This window comes from Confluentibacter sediminis, assembly GCF_003258355.1.
Lineage (GTDB): Bacteria > Bacteroidota > Bacteroidia > Flavobacteriales > Flavobacteriaceae > Confluentibacter > Confluentibacter sediminis.
In genome coordinates this window covers 200,273-220,405 of record NZ_QKPO01000008.1, presented here as the reverse complement: position 1 = coordinate 220,405, position 20,133 = coordinate 200,273, and the positions used below count along the sequence as shown (strand labels likewise).

22 protein-coding genes are annotated in these 20,133 nt (G+C 31.9%); 8 read left to right on the top strand and 14 right to left on the bottom strand.

From position 1 onward, the window contains the following. Positions 1 to 25 precede the first annotated feature (25 nt). On the bottom strand, positions 26 to 742 hold the full coding sequence (locus DKT72_RS09055; RefSeq protein ID WP_162623278.1) for a DUF2490 domain-containing protein: 717 nt from the start codon (positions 740 to 742) through the stop codon (positions 26 to 28). Positions 743 to 758: 16 nt separating this feature from the next. Next, positions 759 to 1,715, bottom strand: coding sequence for a TerC/Alx family metal homeostasis membrane protein (locus DKT72_RS09050; protein ID WP_111308428.1), 957 nt, complete (start codon positions 1,713 to 1,715; stop codon positions 759 to 761). 302 nt (positions 1,716 to 2,017) lie between these two features. On the opposite strand from DKT72_RS09050, the gene DKT72_RS09045 reads away from it, so the two are divergent. The 7 genes from DKT72_RS09045 (at position 2,018) to DKT72_RS09015 (ending at position 6,971) form a co-directional block, all read left to right on the top strand. Next, the gene (locus DKT72_RS09045; protein ID WP_111308405.1) at positions 2,018 to 2,500 is read left to right on the top strand and encodes an Hsp20/alpha crystallin family protein; all 483 of its coding nucleotides are present in this window, start codon (positions 2,018 to 2,020) and stop codon (positions 2,498 to 2,500) included. A gap of 186 nt (positions 2,501 to 2,686) precedes the next feature. Beyond that, positions 2,687 to 3,418 (top strand): energy transducer TonB, encoded by a 732-nt coding sequence (locus DKT72_RS09040; RefSeq protein ID WP_111308404.1) that lies wholly within the window; start codon positions 2,687 to 2,689, stop codon positions 3,416 to 3,418. 197 nt (positions 3,419 to 3,615) lie between these two features. Next, entirely contained in the window at positions 3,616 to 4,239 is a 624-nt protein-coding gene (locus DKT72_RS09035; protein WP_111308403.1) for a tetratricopeptide repeat protein, read from the top strand. A 14-nt stretch (positions 4,240 to 4,253) separates the two neighbouring features. Further along, positions 4,254 to 5,588 (top strand): histidine kinase, encoded by a 1,335-nt coding sequence (locus DKT72_RS09030; RefSeq protein ID WP_111308402.1) that lies wholly within the window; start codon positions 4,254 to 4,256, stop codon positions 5,586 to 5,588. Continuing rightward, a complete protein-coding gene (locus DKT72_RS09025; RefSeq protein ID WP_111308401.1) occupies positions 5,588 to 5,905 on the top strand; it encodes a 2TM domain-containing protein in 318 nt (105 codons plus the stop codon). The genes DKT72_RS09030 and DKT72_RS09025 overlap by 1 nt, the downstream gene beginning before the upstream one ends. 11 nt (positions 5,906 to 5,916) lie before the next feature. Continuing rightward, positions 5,917 to 6,216: a 2TM domain-containing protein gene (locus DKT72_RS09020; protein ID WP_111308400.1), complete on the top strand. Its 300-nt coding sequence runs from the start codon at positions 5,917 to 5,919 to the stop codon at positions 6,214 to 6,216. Next, a complete protein-coding gene (locus DKT72_RS09015; RefSeq protein ID WP_111308399.1) occupies positions 6,216 to 6,971 on the top strand; it encodes a LytR/AlgR family response regulator transcription factor in 756 nt (251 codons plus the stop codon). The genes DKT72_RS09020 and DKT72_RS09015 overlap by 1 nt, the downstream gene beginning before the upstream one ends. Positions 6,972 to 7,063: 92 nt before the next feature. On the opposite strand, the gene DKT72_RS09010 is transcribed toward DKT72_RS09015, so the two are convergent. The 7 genes from DKT72_RS09010 to DKT72_RS08980 all read right to left on the bottom strand — a co-directional run bounded on the left by DKT72_RS09010 (position 7,064) and on the right by DKT72_RS08980 (position 14,751). Beyond that, a complete protein-coding gene (locus DKT72_RS09010) occupies positions 7,064 to 8,395 on the bottom strand; it encodes a S41 family peptidase (protein ID WP_111308398.1) in 1,332 nt (443 codons plus the stop codon). A 424-nt stretch (positions 8,396 to 8,819) separates the two neighbouring features. Continuing rightward, positions 8,820 to 9,725: a tRNA (adenosine(37)-N6)-dimethylallyltransferase MiaA gene (miaA, locus tag DKT72_RS09005; protein WP_111308397.1), complete on the bottom strand. Its 906-nt coding sequence runs from the start codon at positions 9,723 to 9,725 to the stop codon at positions 8,820 to 8,822. Beyond that, positions 9,718 to 10,563 (bottom strand): ion transporter, encoded by an 846-nt coding sequence (locus tag DKT72_RS09000; RefSeq protein ID WP_111308396.1) that lies wholly within the window; start codon positions 10,561 to 10,563, stop codon positions 9,718 to 9,720. The genes miaA and DKT72_RS09000 overlap by 8 nt, the downstream gene beginning before the upstream one ends. 30 nt (positions 10,564 to 10,593) lie before the next feature. Next, complete coding sequence (locus DKT72_RS08995; protein WP_111308395.1) at positions 10,594 to 11,955, bottom strand: exonuclease domain-containing protein; 1,362 nt, start codon at positions 11,953 to 11,955, stop codon at positions 10,594 to 10,596. A 58-nt stretch (positions 11,956 to 12,013) separates the two neighbouring features. Further along, positions 12,014 to 12,682 carry a YggS family pyridoxal phosphate-dependent enzyme gene (locus tag DKT72_RS08990; RefSeq protein WP_111308394.1) on the bottom strand — a complete coding sequence of 223 codons (669 nt, stop codon included), beginning with the start codon at positions 12,680 to 12,682 and terminating at the stop codon, positions 12,014 to 12,016. A gap of 71 nt (positions 12,683 to 12,753) precedes the next feature. Next, a complete protein-coding gene (locus DKT72_RS08985; RefSeq protein ID WP_111308393.1) occupies positions 12,754 to 13,644 on the bottom strand; it encodes a 3-hydroxybutyryl-CoA dehydrogenase in 891 nt (296 codons plus the stop codon). A 147-nt stretch (positions 13,645 to 13,791) separates the two neighbouring features. Further along, positions 13,792 to 14,751 (bottom strand): Gfo/Idh/MocA family protein, encoded by a 960-nt coding sequence (locus DKT72_RS08980; protein ID WP_111308392.1) that lies wholly within the window; start codon positions 14,749 to 14,751, stop codon positions 13,792 to 13,794. Positions 14,752 to 14,908: 157 nt separating this feature from the next. Here DKT72_RS08980 and DKT72_RS08975 point away from each other — a divergent pair, with 157 nt between their 5' ends. Then, the gene (locus DKT72_RS08975; protein WP_111308391.1) at positions 14,909 to 15,550 is read left to right on the top strand and encodes a protein-L-isoaspartate(D-aspartate) O-methyltransferase; all 642 of its coding nucleotides are present in this window, start codon (positions 14,909 to 14,911) and stop codon (positions 15,548 to 15,550) included. 12 nt (positions 15,551 to 15,562) lie between these two features. Here the strand turns inward: DKT72_RS08975 and DKT72_RS08970 are convergent, their stop codons facing one another. From DKT72_RS08970 to DKT72_RS08950, 5 genes are all read right to left on the bottom strand, one after another. After that, complete coding sequence (locus DKT72_RS08970; RefSeq protein WP_162623277.1) at positions 15,563 to 16,303, bottom strand: carboxypeptidase-like regulatory domain-containing protein; 741 nt, start codon at positions 16,301 to 16,303, stop codon at positions 15,563 to 15,565. Positions 16,304 to 16,335: 32 nt separating this feature from the next. Then, positions 16,336 to 16,530: a hypothetical protein gene (locus tag DKT72_RS08965; RefSeq protein WP_111308389.1), complete on the bottom strand. Its 195-nt coding sequence runs from the start codon at positions 16,528 to 16,530 to the stop codon at positions 16,336 to 16,338. 56 nt (positions 16,531 to 16,586) lie between these two features. Next, positions 16,587 to 17,153 (bottom strand): carboxypeptidase-like regulatory domain-containing protein, encoded by a 567-nt coding sequence (locus DKT72_RS08960; RefSeq protein WP_111308388.1) that lies wholly within the window; start codon positions 17,151 to 17,153, stop codon positions 16,587 to 16,589. 156 nt (positions 17,154 to 17,309) lie between these two features. Beyond that, entirely contained in the window at positions 17,310 to 18,092 is a 783-nt protein-coding gene (locus DKT72_RS08955) for a carboxypeptidase-like regulatory domain-containing protein (RefSeq protein WP_111308387.1), read from the bottom strand. 101 nt (positions 18,093 to 18,193) lie between these two features. After that, the gene (locus tag DKT72_RS08950; RefSeq protein WP_111308386.1) at positions 18,194 to 20,053 is read right to left on the bottom strand and encodes a DEAD/DEAH box helicase; all 1,860 of its coding nucleotides are present in this window, start codon (positions 20,051 to 20,053) and stop codon (positions 18,194 to 18,196) included. Positions 20,054 to 20,133 lie beyond the last annotated feature (80 nt).

The following is a 20,133-nucleotide window of genomic DNA, read 5'->3' as shown; positions in this document are numbered from 1 at the left end:
TCAGAATCCATGCAAAATAGAACCGCTACTTTGTTTTATTGTTCTTGTTTAAATCCAAATTATGCCTTACTTGTAACCAAAACACATTGGTTTGTTTGTAGCTTCTAGCAGTAGTGGTAGAAGCAAATTGACTATTAAAAGTTGGTGAAATCGATAGCCTTTTATTTAATTGAAAGGTAGGACTGATGATAAATCTATTTTGGTCAAAAGTCTGAGTGGGTGTTTCTTTTCCAGTATTAATAAAAATTTCATCACCTATATTTAATAAAAATATACAGTCTGGATTGCTTTTTGATAGTTTAGCTATAGGTACACTTACATTAAAACTGTATCTAAATCGGAAATTAAAGCTGTGATTCGGATTATTAAGTGGATTGAAAAAGCGTTCTTCAATACGAACTCTTTGGCTTATTTTTATTTTATTGTAAGTACTTTTAAATACTAAATCTTGATGTGGTCGGTACTCAATTTTATTTAACGTGTCTTGAGAATAGAAACCAACATAGGTAAATCCGCCTCCAATCCTAAGGTTTGGCGCTATGGAATATCCCAATCCTGTTCTTACAAGAAATTGTGAGTTTTCATTAAATGCTTCTTTCCACCTAAAGCTAGCATCTGTTAATAGTGTCCATGTTTTATTTAATTTGGTTTCATTATAATATTGAATCCATTGTTGGTTTTCATGGGAAACCTTTTTGGTTTGAGCATTAACGATGTTACTTAAAACAAATGTTAATACCATACATACCCTCAGTTTTTTAAATATCATTTTCAGAATTAATATTCTTAATATTTAATGTAGAAATATATATACCTACCGCAAGAGATATACCAATAAATACTAAAGAAAACCATTCTGGGATTTCAAAATATTCTGAAGTTATTAATTTTATAGAGACAAACAGTAAGATGGAGAATACACTATATTTAAGATATACAAATTTTTCCAACATGTTTGAAAGGAAAAAGTAAAGTGAGCGTAATCCCATAATTGCAAATATATTAGAACTGTAAACAATAAAAGAATCTTTAGTGATTGATAAAATGGCAGGAATGCTGTCGAGTGCAAAAAGTAAATCGGTTAACTCTATAGTGATTAATGCTCCAAACAAGGCTGTAAATACTTTTTTGCCATCTACTTTAGTTATAAATTTTCCGCCATCTAAAATTTTGCTAAACCTTAAAAGCTTATTAATACCTTTAGGCTGGTCATTTTCTTTATGTTCTACCTCATTTTTTAGCATTTTTGTAGCTGTGAATAAAAGAAAAACACCAAAAACAATGCTCATGCCATGTATTTTATCCATAAGAACAAGTCCTAAATTAATTAAAATAGCTCTAAATACAATGGCACCTAAAATGCCTAAAAAAAGTAATTTGTGTTGGTGTTTTATAGGGATTTTAAAGGATGCAAAAATGGCAGCTATCACGAATAGATTATCAATGCTTAGCGAGAGTTCAACCATATAACCTGTTAAATAATTTAGTACGGCTTTATTTGGAGATAGATGTGTTGTGTTTTCAATAAGTTCACTATGATAGAACCAATAAATTAGAATGGAAAATAAGAGTCCGTTAGCTACAAAAAAAATAGTTTCAAAAACAGCTTTTTTGGTAGATGATTGTTTATCCTTTTTGTGCAACACAAAAAAATCAAAAAGCAAAAGAGTTATGGCGTAGACTATTAAAATTATCCAAGGGGTGATTTTTTCCATAACTGAATTTTGTTTTAAGATATTGAAAATATAAACGAAATTAATTGATTTCATTTCAAAAACAATACGCGTGTTATAATTTATTTTTATTAAATCAACTGTATGTATTCTAGTTGTTTATGTTTTTTTTATTTATGAAATTTTGACAGATTTTTAATAAGATAAAAGGAATTATTGTCATTAGTTTGTTAATGTAATCTTAAAAAATATGCGATTATCTGTCAGTTTATGATTTGGTACTTTTTTTGTTGATTGTTAGTTGAAAATTGATAAAAATAATGTTTAACTAAAAATTTTTAATTATGAGCAATTTAGCTACAGTAACAAAAAATGGAGGTTTAACAACAACTAATAAAAATAGGTTGTCAAACCTTCCCAATTTATCAACTTGGTTTGAAGATTTTCCTTTAGGGGATTTTCCAACCTTATTTTCTTCTAATTTTAATACAGGTATTTCACTTCCTAAAGTAAATATAAAAGAAGTATCTGATGCTTTTATAGTTGAAATGGCAGTTCCGGGATTTAAAAAATCAGACTTTAACATAGATCTGGATAATCATGTTCTATCTATTTCAGCAGAAATTAAAGAAGAAAATAAAGAAGAGAAAGATGGTTATACACGTAGAGAGTTTGGATATTCAACATTTAAAAGAACTTTCACGTTGCCAGACACTATAGAAGATGATAAAATTAAGGCTACCTACGAAGAAGGTATTTTAAAGATACATCTTCCTAAAAAAGAAGAAGCCAAACAAAAGCCATCTAGAACCATTCATGTTTCTTGACATGGAATTCTTCTGATATTTGACGCATAAAATATAGTAAAAACAGAAAAAGCTGTCTTTAATGAAAGACAGCTTTTTTATATATTATTTAGATTTTATTTTGATGGTTCTTTGGGTGTGATATGACAATTGTCATAGTAAATATTAGCTAATACTAATAATTTTATACTATAAAAATTAGTAGTCATGCAAGTCAAAAAGAACCCAGAAATAGAAATTAGCAGAAACAGTAGTTTGTATTTTGCTATAGGTCTTAATATCATGTTATTTATTACTTGGCGAGCTTTAGAATACAAAACATATGATAAAGCAAACATTGATATTGGTGTTTTAAATTTAGAGAAACAAATAGAAGAAGAGATACCAATAACAAATATAAATACACCGCCACCGCCACCGCCTCCACCTGCTGTAATAACAGAGGCTGTTCAAATTGTTGAGGATATAGAGGATATAGAAGAAACTGTTATTGAAAGCACAGAAAGTAATCAGGAAGATAAAATAGCACAACCTATTGTTAGTGTTAAAGATGTTGCTGTTGCGGAAGTTGAAGAAGAAGTAGAAGTGCCCTTTGCGGTCATAGAGGATGTTCCGATATTTCCAGGATGTGAAAAAGTAAGTAAAGCAGAGAAAAGAGCTTGTTTTGAACAAAAAATGCAAGCCCATGTGGTGAAAAATTTCCAATATCCAGAAGTAGCATTGGAATTAGGAATCCATGGACGGGTTTCTGTTATTTTCACTATTGATAAAGATGGTAGCATTACTAACATCAAAACCAGAGGCCCGGATAAACTTTTAGAAAATGAAGCTGTACGTATTATAAACGCCTTGCCTAAAATGATTCCAGGTAAACAAAGAGGAAAACCAGTGCCAGTACCTTTTAGTATGCCTATAAATTTTGTGATGGCAGTAAATTAATAAAATATCATTAATTGGTTTTATATTGAGTTTGATTTTTTGAACGGCTAACCAGTATGACAACAGGTTGGCCGTTTTTATTTTTAGTAATTTTAGTTCAAATTACAATTCATCTATTGTAAATTACAATTCGGTCACTACCTTTTTTATATTTTTTGTCATCATAAGATCTTTGTTTCATAATTAAAACAAACCTTATGAAACACTTTATTTTTTTTACAACACTATGGATTGTGACATTAACAAATGCACAATCCAATTACGAGCAAGGCATGCAAAAAGCCTTTCAACTTTGGGGAGAAAACAATCCAGTTGGAGCAGCAAATTTATTTGAACGGATAGCCAAGGCAGAACCAGATAATTGGTTACCATTGTATTATGCCGCTCAAGTTAATATTGTAACTGTTTTTGGGGAGACGGACCAAAAAAAATTAACCACCCAACTTAAAAAAGCTCAAGATTTAATTAACGATGCCACCGCCATTTCTAAAAACAATCCAGAAATTTTAGTGTTACAAGCCTTGTTGTACACAGCTTGGGTCGCTTTTGATGGTGCAACTTATGGCATGAGTTTATCAGGAAAAGTAATCGAGTTATATGCAAAAGCCGAAATGTTAGCACCAAATAACCCTCGCGTTGTATATTGTAAAGCTGAATGGAACATGGGCAGCGCACAATATTTTAAACAAGATACCACGCCGTTTTGTAAAGAATTGAAACGCTCAATAGAACTTTTTGCTAACTTTAAGCCGGAGTCAGCATTTCATCCAAATTGGGGTAAAGATCGTGCAGAAACTTTATTACAATCTTGTGGCAAATAAATACAATAGCAATCATGAACAAGTGGATTAAAAACATATATATAACTTTTTTTATTGGATGTGCCGTGTTTGTAGTTGGCAACCTATTCTTTGGTGGATTTAGTTTTAATAGTTTTAATGAAGCTTTGGTTGATTTTATTTTTTATGAGTTATATGCATTTGTTCTTGGATTCTCAAATATGTATTTTTTTAATTTACTTGAAAAACGGATTCCATGGAAAAAAAGGGACAGAATAAAGCGTATTGCTATTGGCATTATTGGTTCAACAGTGATTACTATTATTGGGTTGTTTTTTCTAAGAGCTTTCACGGCTATCACACTTAGAGGCAAAACATTTTCGGAATTTATTGTAAATGAACATATTAAAAACTATCAATTTGGACTTTGGATAACATTAACCATTGTTATTATATTCCATGTTGTTTATTTCTACAATAAATATCAGCAGTATAAAATTAAAGAGCAAAAAGTAATTGCAGGAACGGCCAGTGCTAAGTTCGATGCTCTAAAAAACCAATTAGATCCTCACTTTTTATTCAATAGTTTAAATGTGTTAACGAGTTTGATTGAAGAAAATCCTGCAAGTGCACAAAAGTTTACCACCTCTTTGTCCAAAGTATATCGTTATGTTTTAGAACAAAAAGATAAAGAATTAGTTTCGGTTGATGAAGAACTAAACTTTGCAAAGACCTATATGTCTTTGCTCAAAATGCGTTTTGAAGATAGTATCGTTTTTGAAATGCCAGAACAGGCATCCAATCCAGAAAGCAAAGTGGTGCCATTATCATTACAATTGCTTTTAGAGAATGCGGTAAAGCATAATATAGTAACGAGTTCAAAACCCTTACATATCAAAATTTATGAAGACGGCAACGTTTTGGTGATTGAAAATAATTTACAATTAAAAGAAATAGTCAAAAAAAGTAGTGGCGTTGGCTTAAGTAATATCATGCAACGCTATAATTTATTAACAAACAGAAAAATAAATATAAGTAAGGAAGCAAACAGTTTTGCAGTTGCTATACCCATGCTTACTAAACAAATATCAGTTATGGAAACAAAACAAATACAAAAAGAACAAGATGCTTATTATAGAGCACAAAAACGCGTAGAAGAACTAAAAGGTTTTTATTCCAATATCATTGCTTATTGTGTAGTTATTCCTTTATTGGTTTTTATTAACTATAAAACTTTTTGGGGATACCAATGGTTTTGGTTCCCTATGTTGGGTTGGGGGATAGGCATTATTTTTCATGCCTTTGGGATTTTTGGTTACGGAAAATCTTGGGAGGAGCGTAAAATAAGAGAAATCATGGAAAGAGAGTCTAAATCTAGTAACTGGAAATAATGGAAAACGATTTTCAAAATAACGAACGTTTGGAAAGAGCTACAAAGCGTGTTAAAAGAATAAAGGGTTTCTACACGCATGCTCTAGTTTATTTGGCTATAAATGCGGCTATATTAATCATAAATACAAGAACTTATGGTTTAGAAAATGGTATATTTCAATGGTATTATTTATCAACTCCAGTATTTTGGGGCATTGGTTTATTGGCTCATGGTTTATCTGTCTTTTTGCCCACTATTATTATGGGTAAAGATTGGGAAGAGCGAAAAATAAATAAATTAATGAGAGAAGATAATGAGAAAAAACTTTGGGACTAAAACAAAATATTATGGAAAATTTCAATAAACAAGATGCTTATTATAGGGCTGAAAAAAGACTAAAACAAATAAAAGGATTCTATGCTCATCTTCTTTGGTATCTTATCATAAATATAATTTTAATCGGGATTATTGCAACAAATGGTGGTGATTTATTAGAGTTTAAAACCTACTCAACTGCTTTTTATTGGGGAATAGGAATGGTGTTTCATGCCATAGGTGTCTTTGGTAAAAATCCTATATTCTCTAAAAAATGGGAAGAGCGAAAAATTCAAGAATACATGGACAAAGAACATAAAACTTGGGAATAATGAACGTAATCATTATAGAAGACGAAAAGCCATCGGCACGCAGGTTGCAACGTATGTTGGAACAGCTCGATTTAAAAACTGAAACAATGCTGCATTCTGTTGAAGAATCTCTTGAATGGTTTCAAAAAAACGAACATCCCGATTTGATTTTTCTTGATATTCAGCTAAGTGATGGATTATCCTTTGAAATTTTTGAAAATATAGACATAAAAAGTGCAGTCATTTTTACCACAGCTTACGATGAATATGCCCTTCAAGCTTTTAAGTTAAATAGTATTGATTATTTATTGAAACCCATTGATGATGATGAATTGGCAAAAGCAGTTAAAAAATATCAAGAACGCATACCAAAAAAACAAACTGTAAACATTGATTTTAATGACATAAAAAAATTGTTGGTAAACCCGATAGACCGCGAGTATAAAAAGCGATTTTCTGTTAAAGTTGGGCAACATTTGAAACTCATTAATATAGATGAAATTGAATGTTTTTATAGCGAAAACAAAGGCACATATTTGCATACTACCGATGGCAGAAACTATTTGTTAGATATCACTTTAGAACTGTTGGAAAACGAATTGGAACCACGAACATTTTTTAGAATAAACAGGAAGTTTTTTGTAAACATCCATGCCATAAAAGATATGGTTAGTTATACCAACTCACGATTGCAAATAAAATTGAATTCCTATAATGCAGACGAGGTAATTGTGGCCAGAGAACGCGTTAAGGATTTTAAGGAGTGGTTGGGTTAAGGCTCGGGTTCTTAGGCCTGTTTAATGATTTTTTATAATAAAAATATAAAAAACATCTGCTTGCATTCTGTCAATAATAATTTTTGTTCAATTTATTTTATTTTCATCAATTTAAAGGCATTTTCAATAGCTTCGTCCCCATTCTTTAATTTTATTGACAAATCTTGAATAAACACATCCTCATCTATTGGATAATCAATTTCTATATCTGGAGGAACACCAACACCTTCATAACATTCCCCTTTATAATTTACCTGTATTTCATTAGATAGATATAAATCCCACCCATTAGGCAATTTTTTTTCTAATACATCTGATGTAATCCCCATGGTTCTAGAGCCTATAATTGTTATATTTTTAAACGGCATAGAAGCCATAACCAATGATTCTGGTGCGCTTGAGGTTTGATGACTTGTTAGAAAACATACAGGTTTATTGTATGGTTTGGCTATTGGCGCTATAAAAAATGATTGTGCTTCTGTAAAACCTTTTATAGTCTTGGCTTTTTTGCTAAACACCTTTGCTTTTGCATGGATAAAATGTTTTAAAATTTCTAAAGAAACAACGTCGTAGCCTCCATAATTAAAACGTAAATCTAAAATTATACCATCCGTGTTGTTAAATTCCTTTATAATAGAATCCATAAGACGCTTGATTCCTTCTATCTCATCTTCTTGGTAATTTGGGTTTTTCTTTGACTCTTCTAAATATGCAAATAAAAAATCATAACCAGATAACGTATCTGAAACTTTATAATTTGAAAAGAATATCATATTATTAAGTTGAATATAGCCTATGTTATTGGAGGTAATCCCATAATTGAGAAGTCCGTTACCGTGTAAACTTTTACCATATCTATTTGCGTTTTTTATGTATTTGTTTAAAATTTTTTCCTCTAATTCTGCAATTGTTAAATTTGGGGTAGAATTATTTTCTTCAAGCGTATCCAATATTTTTTCATAAGCATTTCTTATATCTTCTGATGGTCTTACAGATGTGTGTTCATCATCCAACCGGTCAGTTATCTCATTAAAGATTTTGTATAGTTCGAGTTCGCTTGTTAATGTATCTACTTTGGTGTTATACTCCTCATAAATATGCTGCCAATCCAAGTTTCTTTCTTTAAAAAATGCGTAGTTCTCATCTAAGGTGTGCCAAAAAACATCAAAGTTTAGTTTTAGATTTTTTAATTGAATGGAATCATTAATAAATCTTTCTTTAGGGAGTTCTCTAATCTTATGTAAATAGTAATTTGTAATGCCAAGTTTTAGATTTAAAGAGTCTTTATTAATCAGTATGAATTTTCCTAATTCATCAATATCATTTCTATTTATTGTTGATTTAAGAATGCAAGAAATTTTAGTAATGTCAAATGTATTAACCTCATTTTCTGAAATTTCAATTATTTTTCCATAGCCATTCATTTCTCAAAAACCATTTATTGAGTCCGTTTTATCGATTTGTGCGAATGCCAAATGAAAATTTAATATAGAGAAGATGAAACAAGTTAATATCTTAAATTTTATCATTTATGGGGTTTTAAATTATCGCCAACTATCACCTGAAATTGTTTTGATACTGAAACAAGTTCAGTACAGGTGTTTTATATTGGACGTTAAACGAATTTCGACATTTTATTCTACAAAATGAATCTAAAATTTAAATAAAATATAGGGGCTATCTATAAGTTTAATTAAATCAGCTTATCGATTTGATTTTCTCATGTTTCGAAAATCAAATCGAAGTAACATTTAGGTTACTTATATTAATTTAGTAAACTTTTCAGTTGGAGTGAATACTGAGGCACGAGCTATTTTGTATTGAGAACTATCTTTAAAAAACACTCAACTAAGGTATTTTATATTCTATACTTTCAATGATAGTTGCCGTATCAGCCAAGTAATCAAACCACAAAATAGTGTCATTTTTTTTAAACCATGTGAGTTGACGTTTGGCAAAGCGGCGTGTATTTTTTTTGATTTCTGAAATAGCAAAATCCAATTCCCATTCGCCATTAAGATAATGGAACAATTCTTTATAGCCAACCGTGTTTAAAGCATTTAAGTGTTGATGGGGAAGAAGTGTTTCCACTTCTTTCAGCAAACCTGCTTGCATCATGACATCCACACGTTGATTTATACGGTTATAAATAATGGGTCTATCTGCAGTAAGTCCAATGGTCATGATTTTAAAGTTGCGTTTTAATTTGTCTTTATTTAAAAAAGACGAATAGGGATTGCCTGTACCGATACAAATTTCTAAAGCACGAATAACCCGATGTGGATTGTCAATCGCCATAGTATTATAAGATTCTAAATCCAAAGTTTTTAATTGTTCTTGCAAATAGGGCAACCCTTTTGTTTCTAAATCTGTATTTAGTGTCTCTCTAATTTGGCTATCAACTTCAGGGAAATCATCTAAACCTTTGGTAACGGCATCAACATACAATCCAGAACCACCCACCATAATCACCACATCTTTAGTTTTAAAAAGTGTTTCTAAACATTGTAAAGCATCTTTTTCAAAAGCACCAACATTGTAATTGTCGTTTATAGATTTATGATGTATAAAATGGTGTTTTGCAGTCCCTAGTTCATCTTTTGTTGGAGCTGCTGTACCTATATGCATCTCTTTAAAAAACTGTCTGGAATCTGCCGAAATAATTTCAGTATTAAAATGTTGAGCTAGTTTAATGCTTAAAGCTGTTTTGCCAATGGCTGTTGGCCCTACAATTGAAATTAGAAATTTAGTCATCGTTTAATTTATGGCCGCAGTTATAGCAAAATTCGGCTTTTTGCATATGATCTTGTTCTCCGCAATTCGGACAAGGGTTTCGGTTTCCTAATAAAAATAAACTTCCCTTACGTTTATTTTGGGCCAGTTCTGCAGTAACAATACCAGTAGGGACGGCAATAATACCATAACCTAAAATCATGATAAATGATGCAATAACTTGTCCTAATGGGGTTATGGGGTGTATGTCTCCATAACCAACGGTGGTTAAGGTAACAATACACCAATAAATACTCACGGGGATACTAGTGAAACCATTGGCTTTACCTTCAATAACATACATTAAAGATCCTAATAAAATACAAATAACGAGTACAAAATAAATAAATACCACAATTTTAACACGACTTGTTTTGAGAGCCAATTTTAGTTGCGATGCTTGCCCTGTAAAACTTACCAAATTAAGTATTCTAAATAAGCGTAATAATCGTAATGCCCTAACGACTGAAAGCACTTGTGCTCCACCTAAGAAAAATGATAAGTACATAGGCAATATGGCTATAAAATCTATAATGCCATAAAAACTAAAAAGATATTCCGAAGGTTTTTTTATGGAAATAATACGTAATAGATATTCTATAGTAAAGAATATAGTAATGATCCATTCACAAACAAGCAGAATCCGATGGTATTTTTCATTTATAAAATCGACAGTTTCCAGCATTACCATCAACACGCTCAGTAAGATAAGTCCGAGTAATACAAGGTCAAATAACTTGCCAAGCATCGTATTTGTGCCATAGATAATGATGTGCACTTTCTGTCTGAAGATATCGAATTTAGATTTTACAGTATCCATAAAAAAACTATAGATTCAAATCTACAAAATTTATAGATGAACAATCTTTAAATCCTTCTTCTTTCTCAAATAACTTTGGATGATATGCTGGGTATCCCTGTTGTTTTCCATAGTGGTAATTATGGATTCCAAGATTTCCATATTATTGATTTGATAATTCAGATTGAAAAAACCTAAACCTTTAAAAATACCATTTTCAATGAGGATGGCACTACGCTCATCTATATCTCTGCCTTTATCAATAATCACCATGTTTTTATTATTGTAACTATTTTTATTGATTAAGACTTCAACGCGTTTATTATACTGTTCTGGGGCTTCTTTTTGAATACAAGCTCCAGCACATTCTTTTATGTCGTATTTGAAACAACTTGTTTTAGTATTGTAAATACCGGTTAATTTTTGGCACAACTTATACTCTTCAACCATATGAAACATAAAACTTTTGGCACTTTGCCTGTTTGCAAAAGTGGTGATGGGTTTTTTACGTCCGTCTGCTATATCAATTTTAAGATTAAGATAGCCATGATCATCTACAAAACTATATAGGGCGTGCGTAAATATTTTTCGTCGTAATGCTCTATTGTATATAGGGTTGTTGCGTTTTATTTCTTCACTTTCTTTTAGGAGTGCTACCAATTCACTTCCCGTGGTTTCATAAGTTACGGCGGCCACTTGCAGTTGTATTTTTTTAGATTTTGAATTGGTATTGGTAAAATGTTGATTGATGCGTTTTTTAATGTTGTTGCTTTTTCCAATATAAATAATTTCGCCATCAGCTTTATGGATATAATAAACACCCGTTTCTGAAGGTAATTTGGCAATAATATCAATATGTCTGGGTTCTAGTTGATGTTTTGGATTTAAGCGAATAGATTCCTGAATAATGGTTTTGTTGGAATCTTTATCCAATAGCATTTTGAATAATTTAACCGTAGCAGTAGCATCTCCGGAAGCACGATGTCTGTCTGCCACAGGAATACCAAGTGATCTCACCAATTTTCCTAAGCTATAAGATGGTTGATTTGGTATTAAGTCTTTTGCTAATTCAACGGTACAAAGTGACGGACGTTCATATTCAAAGCCTAATCTTCTGAATTCCATGCATAAAATACGATAATCAAATTGCGCATTATGAGCCACTAAAATACAATCATCAGTGATTTCTACAATACGTTTTGCAACCTCATAAAATTTAGGAGCACTACGCAACATCCCGCTATTAATGCCTGTAAGATTTACCACAAAGGGTTGAATCTCACGTTCAGGATTTATAAGACTTATAAATTGATCAACTATTTTATGACCATCGTATTTGTAGATTGCAATTTCGGTAATGCCTTCTTCATTATACTTGCCTCCAGTCGTTTCTATGTCTAATATTGCGTAAATAAGTTTAAAAAGTTAAAAAGTTAAAAAGTTAAAAAGTAAATTTACCTAGAACCTAGAATTAATTATAATTTCGTTCCCCAAAGATACTGCTTCCAACTCGTATCATGGTACTTCCGCATTCGATAGCTAATTGATAATCGCCACTCATACCCATGCTAATAGTTTCTGGCTTAAAGTTAAAGGATTCTATGGTTTTGAAACTATCAAAAGTAGTTTTTAACAAAGTGAATTCTTTTTTTATTTGGTCGAGTTTTTCAGTAAAAGTTGCCATTCCCATAAGACCAACAATCCTAATGTTTTTTAATTCTGAAAACGCTTTAGATTTAATGAGCTCTTGTGCTTCAGTTATTGTCATTCCGAATTTTGTGTCTTCTTCAGCTATTTTAATTTGAAGCAAACAGTCGATAATTCGATTGTTTTTTAATGCTTCTTTATTTATTTCTTTCAATAACTTAATATTATCAACACCATGTATCAAACGCACAAAAGGAGCCATATATTTCACTTTATTACTTTGTACATGTCCAATCATGTGCCATTCAATATCTTTAGGCATTTGTTCATACTTTTCAACCATTTCTTGGATTTTGTTTTCTCCAAAAACGCGTTGTCCTGCATGATAGGCTTCCATTAAATCACTTACTGGTTTTGTCTTGGAAACGGCGACTAACGTAACATGGGGTGGCAATTCCGATTTTATATGATTGAGATTTTCTTTTATGGACATTTTTGTTGGTTAAGCGGTTAATTGTTTAACTGTTTTTAAGCTTAAACGTATAAACGGTTAAACGAATAAACTTACTTTAAAAATTGTTTGGATATGTTTTCGGCTTTTTTGTTTTCAGCATAATCGTAAAATCCTTCTCCAGATTTGACGCCTAATTTGCCAGCATTTACCATGTTTACCAATAAAGGACAAGGTGCGTATTTCGGATTTTTAAAACCATCGTACATCACATTGAGTATGGATAAACAAACATCTAAACCAATAAAATCTGCTAACTGTAATGGGCCCATGGGGTGAGCCATACCTAATTTCATAACAGTATCAATTTCTTTAACACCAGCAATACTATGATATAATGTTTCTATGGATTCGTTAATCATGGGCATTAAAATACGGTTCGCCACAAATCCTGGATAATCATTTACTTCAACAGGAGTTTTTCCTAAAGTTTTAGAAATTTCCATAATGGTTTTTGTTACCTCTTGGCTCGTGTTGTACCCTCTAATAACTTCAACTAAGGTCATTAATGGTACCGGATTCATAAAATGCATACCAATAACCATATGAGGTCTTGATGTGACCGAAGCTATTTTTGTTATGGAAATGGAAGAGGTATTAGTGGCAAGTATGGTGTCCATTGCGCAAGCTTCATCTAAGGTTTTAAAAATGTTTAGTTTTAAATCAACATGTTCTGTAGCTGCTTCTATCACTAAATTGGCATGTTCAACACCTTCTTTAATATGTGTAAAAGTTGTAATATTTGAAAGGGTTGCGGCTTTTTTAGCTTCGGAAATGGTTTCTTTACTAACCATTCTATCTAAATTTTTAGAAATAGTTTCCAAACCCTTTTTCAAAGCGAGTTCGCTTACATCAATAAGTTGGACTTTAAATCCATTTTGAGCAAAGTTATGCGCAATGCCATTGCCCATGGTTCCTGCTCCAATAACTGCTATGTTTTTCATTGCATATTTTTTTCATTCCTTCGAAGGAAGGAATCCCATTATTTATTTATTTATTTATTTATTCATTCCAAATGCCACCGTTTTGTGTAATTTGGCAATTTTAAAATAGCATATACCAATTGTGTCATGCTTCTTCTAAATAAGTTACTAAAAACAATTTATGATTTGATTTGCCACTCTTAAAGCCTCCGTGCCATCATGTAGTGTAACGGCAGGTTTTGCATTGTTGTTTATGGAATCAGCAAAACTTTCTAATTCATCTAGAATGGAATTGTTTTCTGGTATGGGTGGATTGTCAAAATAGATTTGTTTTTTAATACCTTCCGCATTTTCAAGTACCATATCAAAATCACCAGGATGTTCCGGGGCATCTTTCATTTTTACGACTTCACATTGTTTAGTTAAAAAATCAACGGAAATATAAGCGTCTTTTTGAAAAAAGCGGATCTTACGCATTTTCTTCAATGAAATTCTACTGGCGGTTAGGTTAGCCACACAGCCGTTAGTAAATTCTATGCGAGCATTAGCAATGTCAGGTGTGTCACTAATTACAGCAACACCACTTGCAGAAATGTGTTTTATTTTGGAATTGACCGTGCTTAAAATAATATCAATATCATGAATCATTAAATCCAATACCACAGGAACATCTGTACCACGAGGGTTAAATTCTGCCAATCGATGTGATTCAATAAACATAGGTGCGTTCACTTCGTCTTTTACGGCTAAATACGCGGGATTAAAACGCTCGACATGACCAACTTGTCCTTTAACATGGTGTAAGGCCACTAAAGCTCTAATTTCTTCGGCTTCTTCAATAGTATTGGTTATTGGTTTTTCAATAAAAATATGTTTACCTTTTATAACTGCTTGTTTGGCACATTCATAATGGGATAGGGTAGGAGTCACAATATCGACAACATCAACGGCATCGATGAGTGATTCAATGGAACTAAAGAATTTATAACCAAACTCTGCTTCCACTTTTTTACCGTTAGCTTCATCGGCATCATAAAAACCAACAAGATTGAATTTTTCAGATTGTTTTAGAAGTCTCAAATGAATTTTTCCCAGATGGCCTGCACCAAGTACTCCAACTTTTAGCATAATTATTACGTTTTAACAAAAATAACATAATTAAGATATGATTTTGGTATAATGTCCCTAAATTTTAATTACAAATTATTAAAAAATAAATTCTGTTTAAATAGTTTTAAGCTTTAAAATGTTTGCCTAATTTTAGCATTGAGAAATCATACTACTTTTGAAAGATACATTTAAGCATAAAGGATTACGACAGCAATTAGTTACTGTATTAAAAGACAAAGGAATAACAGATGTGAATGTTTTAAAAGCCATAGGAAATGTACCGAGACATTTGTTTATGGATTCAGGGTTTTTAGATTATGCCTATAAGGATATGGCTTTTCCTATTGCTGCAGACCAAACCATTTCTCAACCTTATACGGTCGCATTTCAAACGGAATTACTTCAAGTAAAAAAAGAAGATAAAGTTCTAGAAATAGGAACAGGAAGTGGCTACCAAACAGCTATTTTATGTGAGCTTGGAGCTAGAGTTTACAGTATAGAACGCCAACAAGAGTTATTTAAAAAAACGAGTTTGTTTTTACCAAAAATAGGCTATCGTGCTAAAAAATTGATTTTTGGAGATGGTTATAAAGGTTTGGTTGAAGAAGCTCCTTTTGATAGTATTATAGTAACGGCGGGAGCACCGTTTGTACCAAAGCCTTTATTAGGTCAGTTAAAAGTAGGAGGTAGGCTGGTGATTCCCGTTGGTGAACACACCCAAATTATGACTCTATTTATTAGAAAAGACAACAAAGAATTTGAACAAGAAGAATTTGGTGAATTCCGTTTTGTGCCTTTGTTAGAGAACAAGAATTAAGATAAACATAGATTATTCTTTTATTTTTCCCCGTTCGTAATCGGATAAAAAAGTTTTAAATGCTTTACTGCTTTTGAATAATTCGTCTAGCAATAATATTCTTTTTTCTTCTTTTAGAAAACTGTCATTAATGTTTTTTGCTTCAAAATATTCGAAAAATAAGGGTTTATATTCTAAAGGTATTTTTAACTCATTTACTAAAAATTTATCATTTAAAAAGTTGTCTTTTGAAAATAGGGAATCCAGTTGGTTGTAATTTATAGGTTCTATAACATCTACTTTAACTTTTTCCTTTATGAAAAGTTTGACAATGAGGGAGGCTATTTTAATAAAGTCTAGGTTCCCACTTGGTGCCGGACTATATAAGTGTGGATTTTTTTTAATGTCATTAGCTATTTGGGTTTTTAAATCCGTAGTGTATGCCTCTTGGTTAAATACTTTATTTTTTGAACGATCCGTCACAACAACTTCATCAAGGTTATTCATTATTTTTTTTAATTCAATAACCACTTTGTCTTCAAAATCGTCTTTGGTGATGACTTCTTTTTTTTGTTCATAAAACAATGAAGAAAAAATGAGCGTATCGTTTGCAGATGCCTTGATTGAGAAATTACCAACATCATCAGAATAGGTAGTTATTTGTTTAGAAATATTAAAAACCTTGATGTCTTTTAAAGCAGATTCAGTATCATAAACAATTCCATTTATGTTTTGGGAATTTATAGCTAATGGTACTAAAAAGATTAGAGCCATTATTTTAGGAAATTTAAAAGGTAGTTTTGTTTTCAATATTCAATTTCTACATTAATTGTTGAAGCTCCTTGTAGTTTGTTCCATTCACCTTGGCTATTACTTCTCGAATAGCCTTTTCCTTTGGTTAAAATGGCTCCTAAATATACTTCAAATGGGGTTTTAAAATCTGGAATAAATTCTAAACCTATAAAAAAATCTTCATCAAGATAGATGTCATTTTTAGTCAAATCTATTTGAATCCAACCAGGTTCTATTCGTTTTTTTTGTATAATATTTTCAAAAACTATTTTTCTCCAGGGGCATCATTCACATTTTTGTAAAAATTTATTCTAATATAACTACTGTCTGCTTTAAAACCTCGTCTTAGATACATATTTACATACCTTACTTTAACTGTTTTTTCTGGGATGTTTATTCTTTGTGCGTTCTCAATGATGTCAAAATCTTTCGATAGCGCACCTAACCATAATAAAGGATTATAGCTTTTAACCCCCACTTTTCTGTGTCTTTTCTTTTTATTAGAGATTATGACTTCGGCAAGTTCATTGGTTTTTGGTTCTAAATAAAGTGTTTTGTTTTTAATGCTTTTAATTGGGATTTTTAGGGTTTCGTAATTGACGTGGCTGATGGTTAAGGAGTCCTTTGAGGATTCTTTTGGAATCCCTAAATGAAACTTCCCCTCTAAATTGGATATGGTGCCCTTATTTTTGTTTTGAATCCCAATATTGACAAATTCTATAGGGGCTTGTGTTTTGGAATCTATAAGCATGCCACTCATTTCAATATCTTGTGAAAATACAAGGGAAACGCCTGTTTGAAGTAAAAAGAATAGGTAGATAGTTATTCTCATACGGATGGTGTATTAATTTAGCTAGAAATCAAATTAACACAATACCCGTAATAAAAAGTTTATGTTTAACACTATTTAACTTACGTATTAATAGAGTTTTAAGAAATTTTATTGAATTATTGTTAATGATGAACCAGGGAACGTATCTGTTCCTTGTTACAATTTACCATTTCGGTCTCTATTGAGTACTTTATACTCTTCATAGCACTCACTTATGGCATCTAATATTTGAAGGTCGTTCGCCGTTTGTATAAACCCTTTTGAGTAGTTGCACTGACTTACAATTTCATCTAAATCAACTTTATCTACTTGTAATAATACGGTAAGCATTTCTCTATCAAAACGAGAAGCAAGCAAGTTTCTAATTTCATCATCTTCCTTCATCTTTTTAAGCTTTCTCAATTCATTTGGTTTTTTACCAAACATACGATGTAAAAAATCTGCAGGATTAAAAATAGATCCTAATACTTTGTTAAGGGCAGATGATTTACCAGCTTCATAACCTGTACTTGGCAACCCGGAAATGCTATATCGATAATTGTTGTTTATGGCAGGAACCTGTTTAATATCAACTTCCAGATAGCCGGTTAATTTTAATTGATTTACAACAACTTCTTCAAGTGCTAACGCAAGTTCTGTAAGATTGATAGTGGTAGCATTACCATATTTTAACCAGTCGTTAGTCACACGTACCTTAATAGATTTGAAACCTAAATAAGAAAAATGTAAGGTGTCGTTAACTTTTGCATTAATTTCAAACTCACCTTTATTATTGGTGCTTGTTCCAATAACTTTATTTAGATTAACGATGTTAACCCCTTCTAAAACTTCACTATTTGAAACATTAAGAACAACACCTTTTACTTTGCCTTCTTCATCTTGTGAAAAGCCATATGCTGAAGATAAAATTACAAAAAAAAGTAAAAGGTATTGTTTCATATAAATAGGTTAATTGTAAATTAAGTTATAAAAATACTAAACTAAACCTTAAAAAGGGGATAGTGAATTTTTTTTGACTTAAAATTAACAAATTCTTTTAACTAGCGTCTTGAACGTCTTGGTCTTGATATATTAGAATCACTTGGTCTAGAGTCGCTTTCAGAACGTCTTGCCCCTTCTTTAGGTTTGAAATCACCAGAGCGTCTTGGTCTGGAAGTATCACTACGGCGTCTGTCGCTTCTGTTTCCAAAATCACCTCTTGGACTGGAACGTCTCTCACCGCCTTTGTCATCACGTCTTCCGCCACCGCTTCTTCTATCGTTACGTCTTCCGCCTCCACGGTTTTCAGAGACTTCAACATTCACAAATCTATCATTATGTTTATAGTCAGTGAAAAAAGCCAATACTTTTTCTTGCAATTCCTTTTCAGTATTAAAGAATGAAAAACTTTCTTTGACTTCCACTTTAAAAACATCGTCTCTGCCAAGTTCTAAAACATCTTTTAAGAAGTCTTTTAAACTCATCCAATCATAGCCATCCTTGCTGCCAACATTTATAAAATAACGTGTGGAATCTGAATTTCCTCCAAAATCACGACCGCGTTCTCTACCTCCTTCACGATCATCACTTCTGCTTTCGGCTATATTTAGGTTTTTAGATTTTTTATAATAATTGAAAAAACGAGTGAATTCAACAGAAAAGAATTTTTTAATTAAATCTTCTTTCGATGAATCAGCAAACAATTCATTGATATTGGTTAGGTATTTATCAATTTCATGATTGATTTCTGTATTATGGATTTTATTGGCAAGCGACATTAATTGCACCTCGCAAATTTCCATACCATCAGGAATCTCTTTTTTTATAAAGTCTCTTTTAATAATGCGTTCGATACTTTTTATTTTTCGAACCTCACTTTTTGAAACGATAATCATGGAAACCCCAGTTTTTCCAGCACGTCCTGTACGTCCAGACCGGTGTGTATAAGTTTCGATTTCGTCTGGTAATTGGTAGTTTATAACATGTGTAATATCATCTACATCAATACCACGTGCTGCTACATCGGTTGCTACCAACATTTGAATTTGGTTTTTACGAAACGAATTCATAACCAAATCACGTTGATTCTGACTTAAATCACCGTGTAAAGCACCTGCGCTATATCCATCTTCAATAAGTTGTTCCGCTACTTTTTGGGTATCACGTTTTGTTCTACAGAAAACAACTGAAAATATATCAGGATTGGCATCGGCCAATCGTTTTAAAGCATCATATCTATCTCTGGAATTTACTAAGTAGTACTCATGAGACACTTGATTGGTACTTTCGTTTTTATTACCAACAGTAATTTCCACAGGATTTTCCATGAATTTTTTGGCAATAACAGAGACTTCTTTAGGCATGGTTGCAGAAAATAACCATGTGCATTTTTCTTCTGGGGTATTTGATAAAATATCAGTAATATCTTCATAAAAACCCATATTAAGCATTTCGTCAGCTTCATCTAAAACAGCGTATTCTATTTTAGAAATATCAACCATACGTCTGCTAATCATATCTTTTATACGTCCAGGTGTCGCTACAATAATTTGTGCGCCCTTTTTTATATCTCTGGCTTGGTCTGTAATGCTAGAGCCACCATAAACAGCCACCACGTTAAGTCCTTTGCAGTACTTACCGTATAATTTCATTTCGTTGGTAATTTGCAAACAAAGTTCTCGGGTAGGCGATAAAATAAGACCTTGAGTGGTTCTGCTATCAATATCTATTTTTTGTAGCATTGGGAATCCAAATGCCGCCGTTTTTCCTGTACCTGTTTGTGCCAAAGCGACTAAATCGGTTTCTTTCTCTAATAAAATAGGGATGGCTTTGCTTTGTACATCACTAGGGTTTACAAATCCTAAATCGGTAATAGCGTGTAAAAGGTCTTCGTTAAGACCTAAGTCTTGGAATGTGTTCATTCTTGTATAAGTATTCGATTTTGTTATGTGGTGTTACATAAGAAGCGAATCGACATACTTAACTTAACCTTCTAGTAACA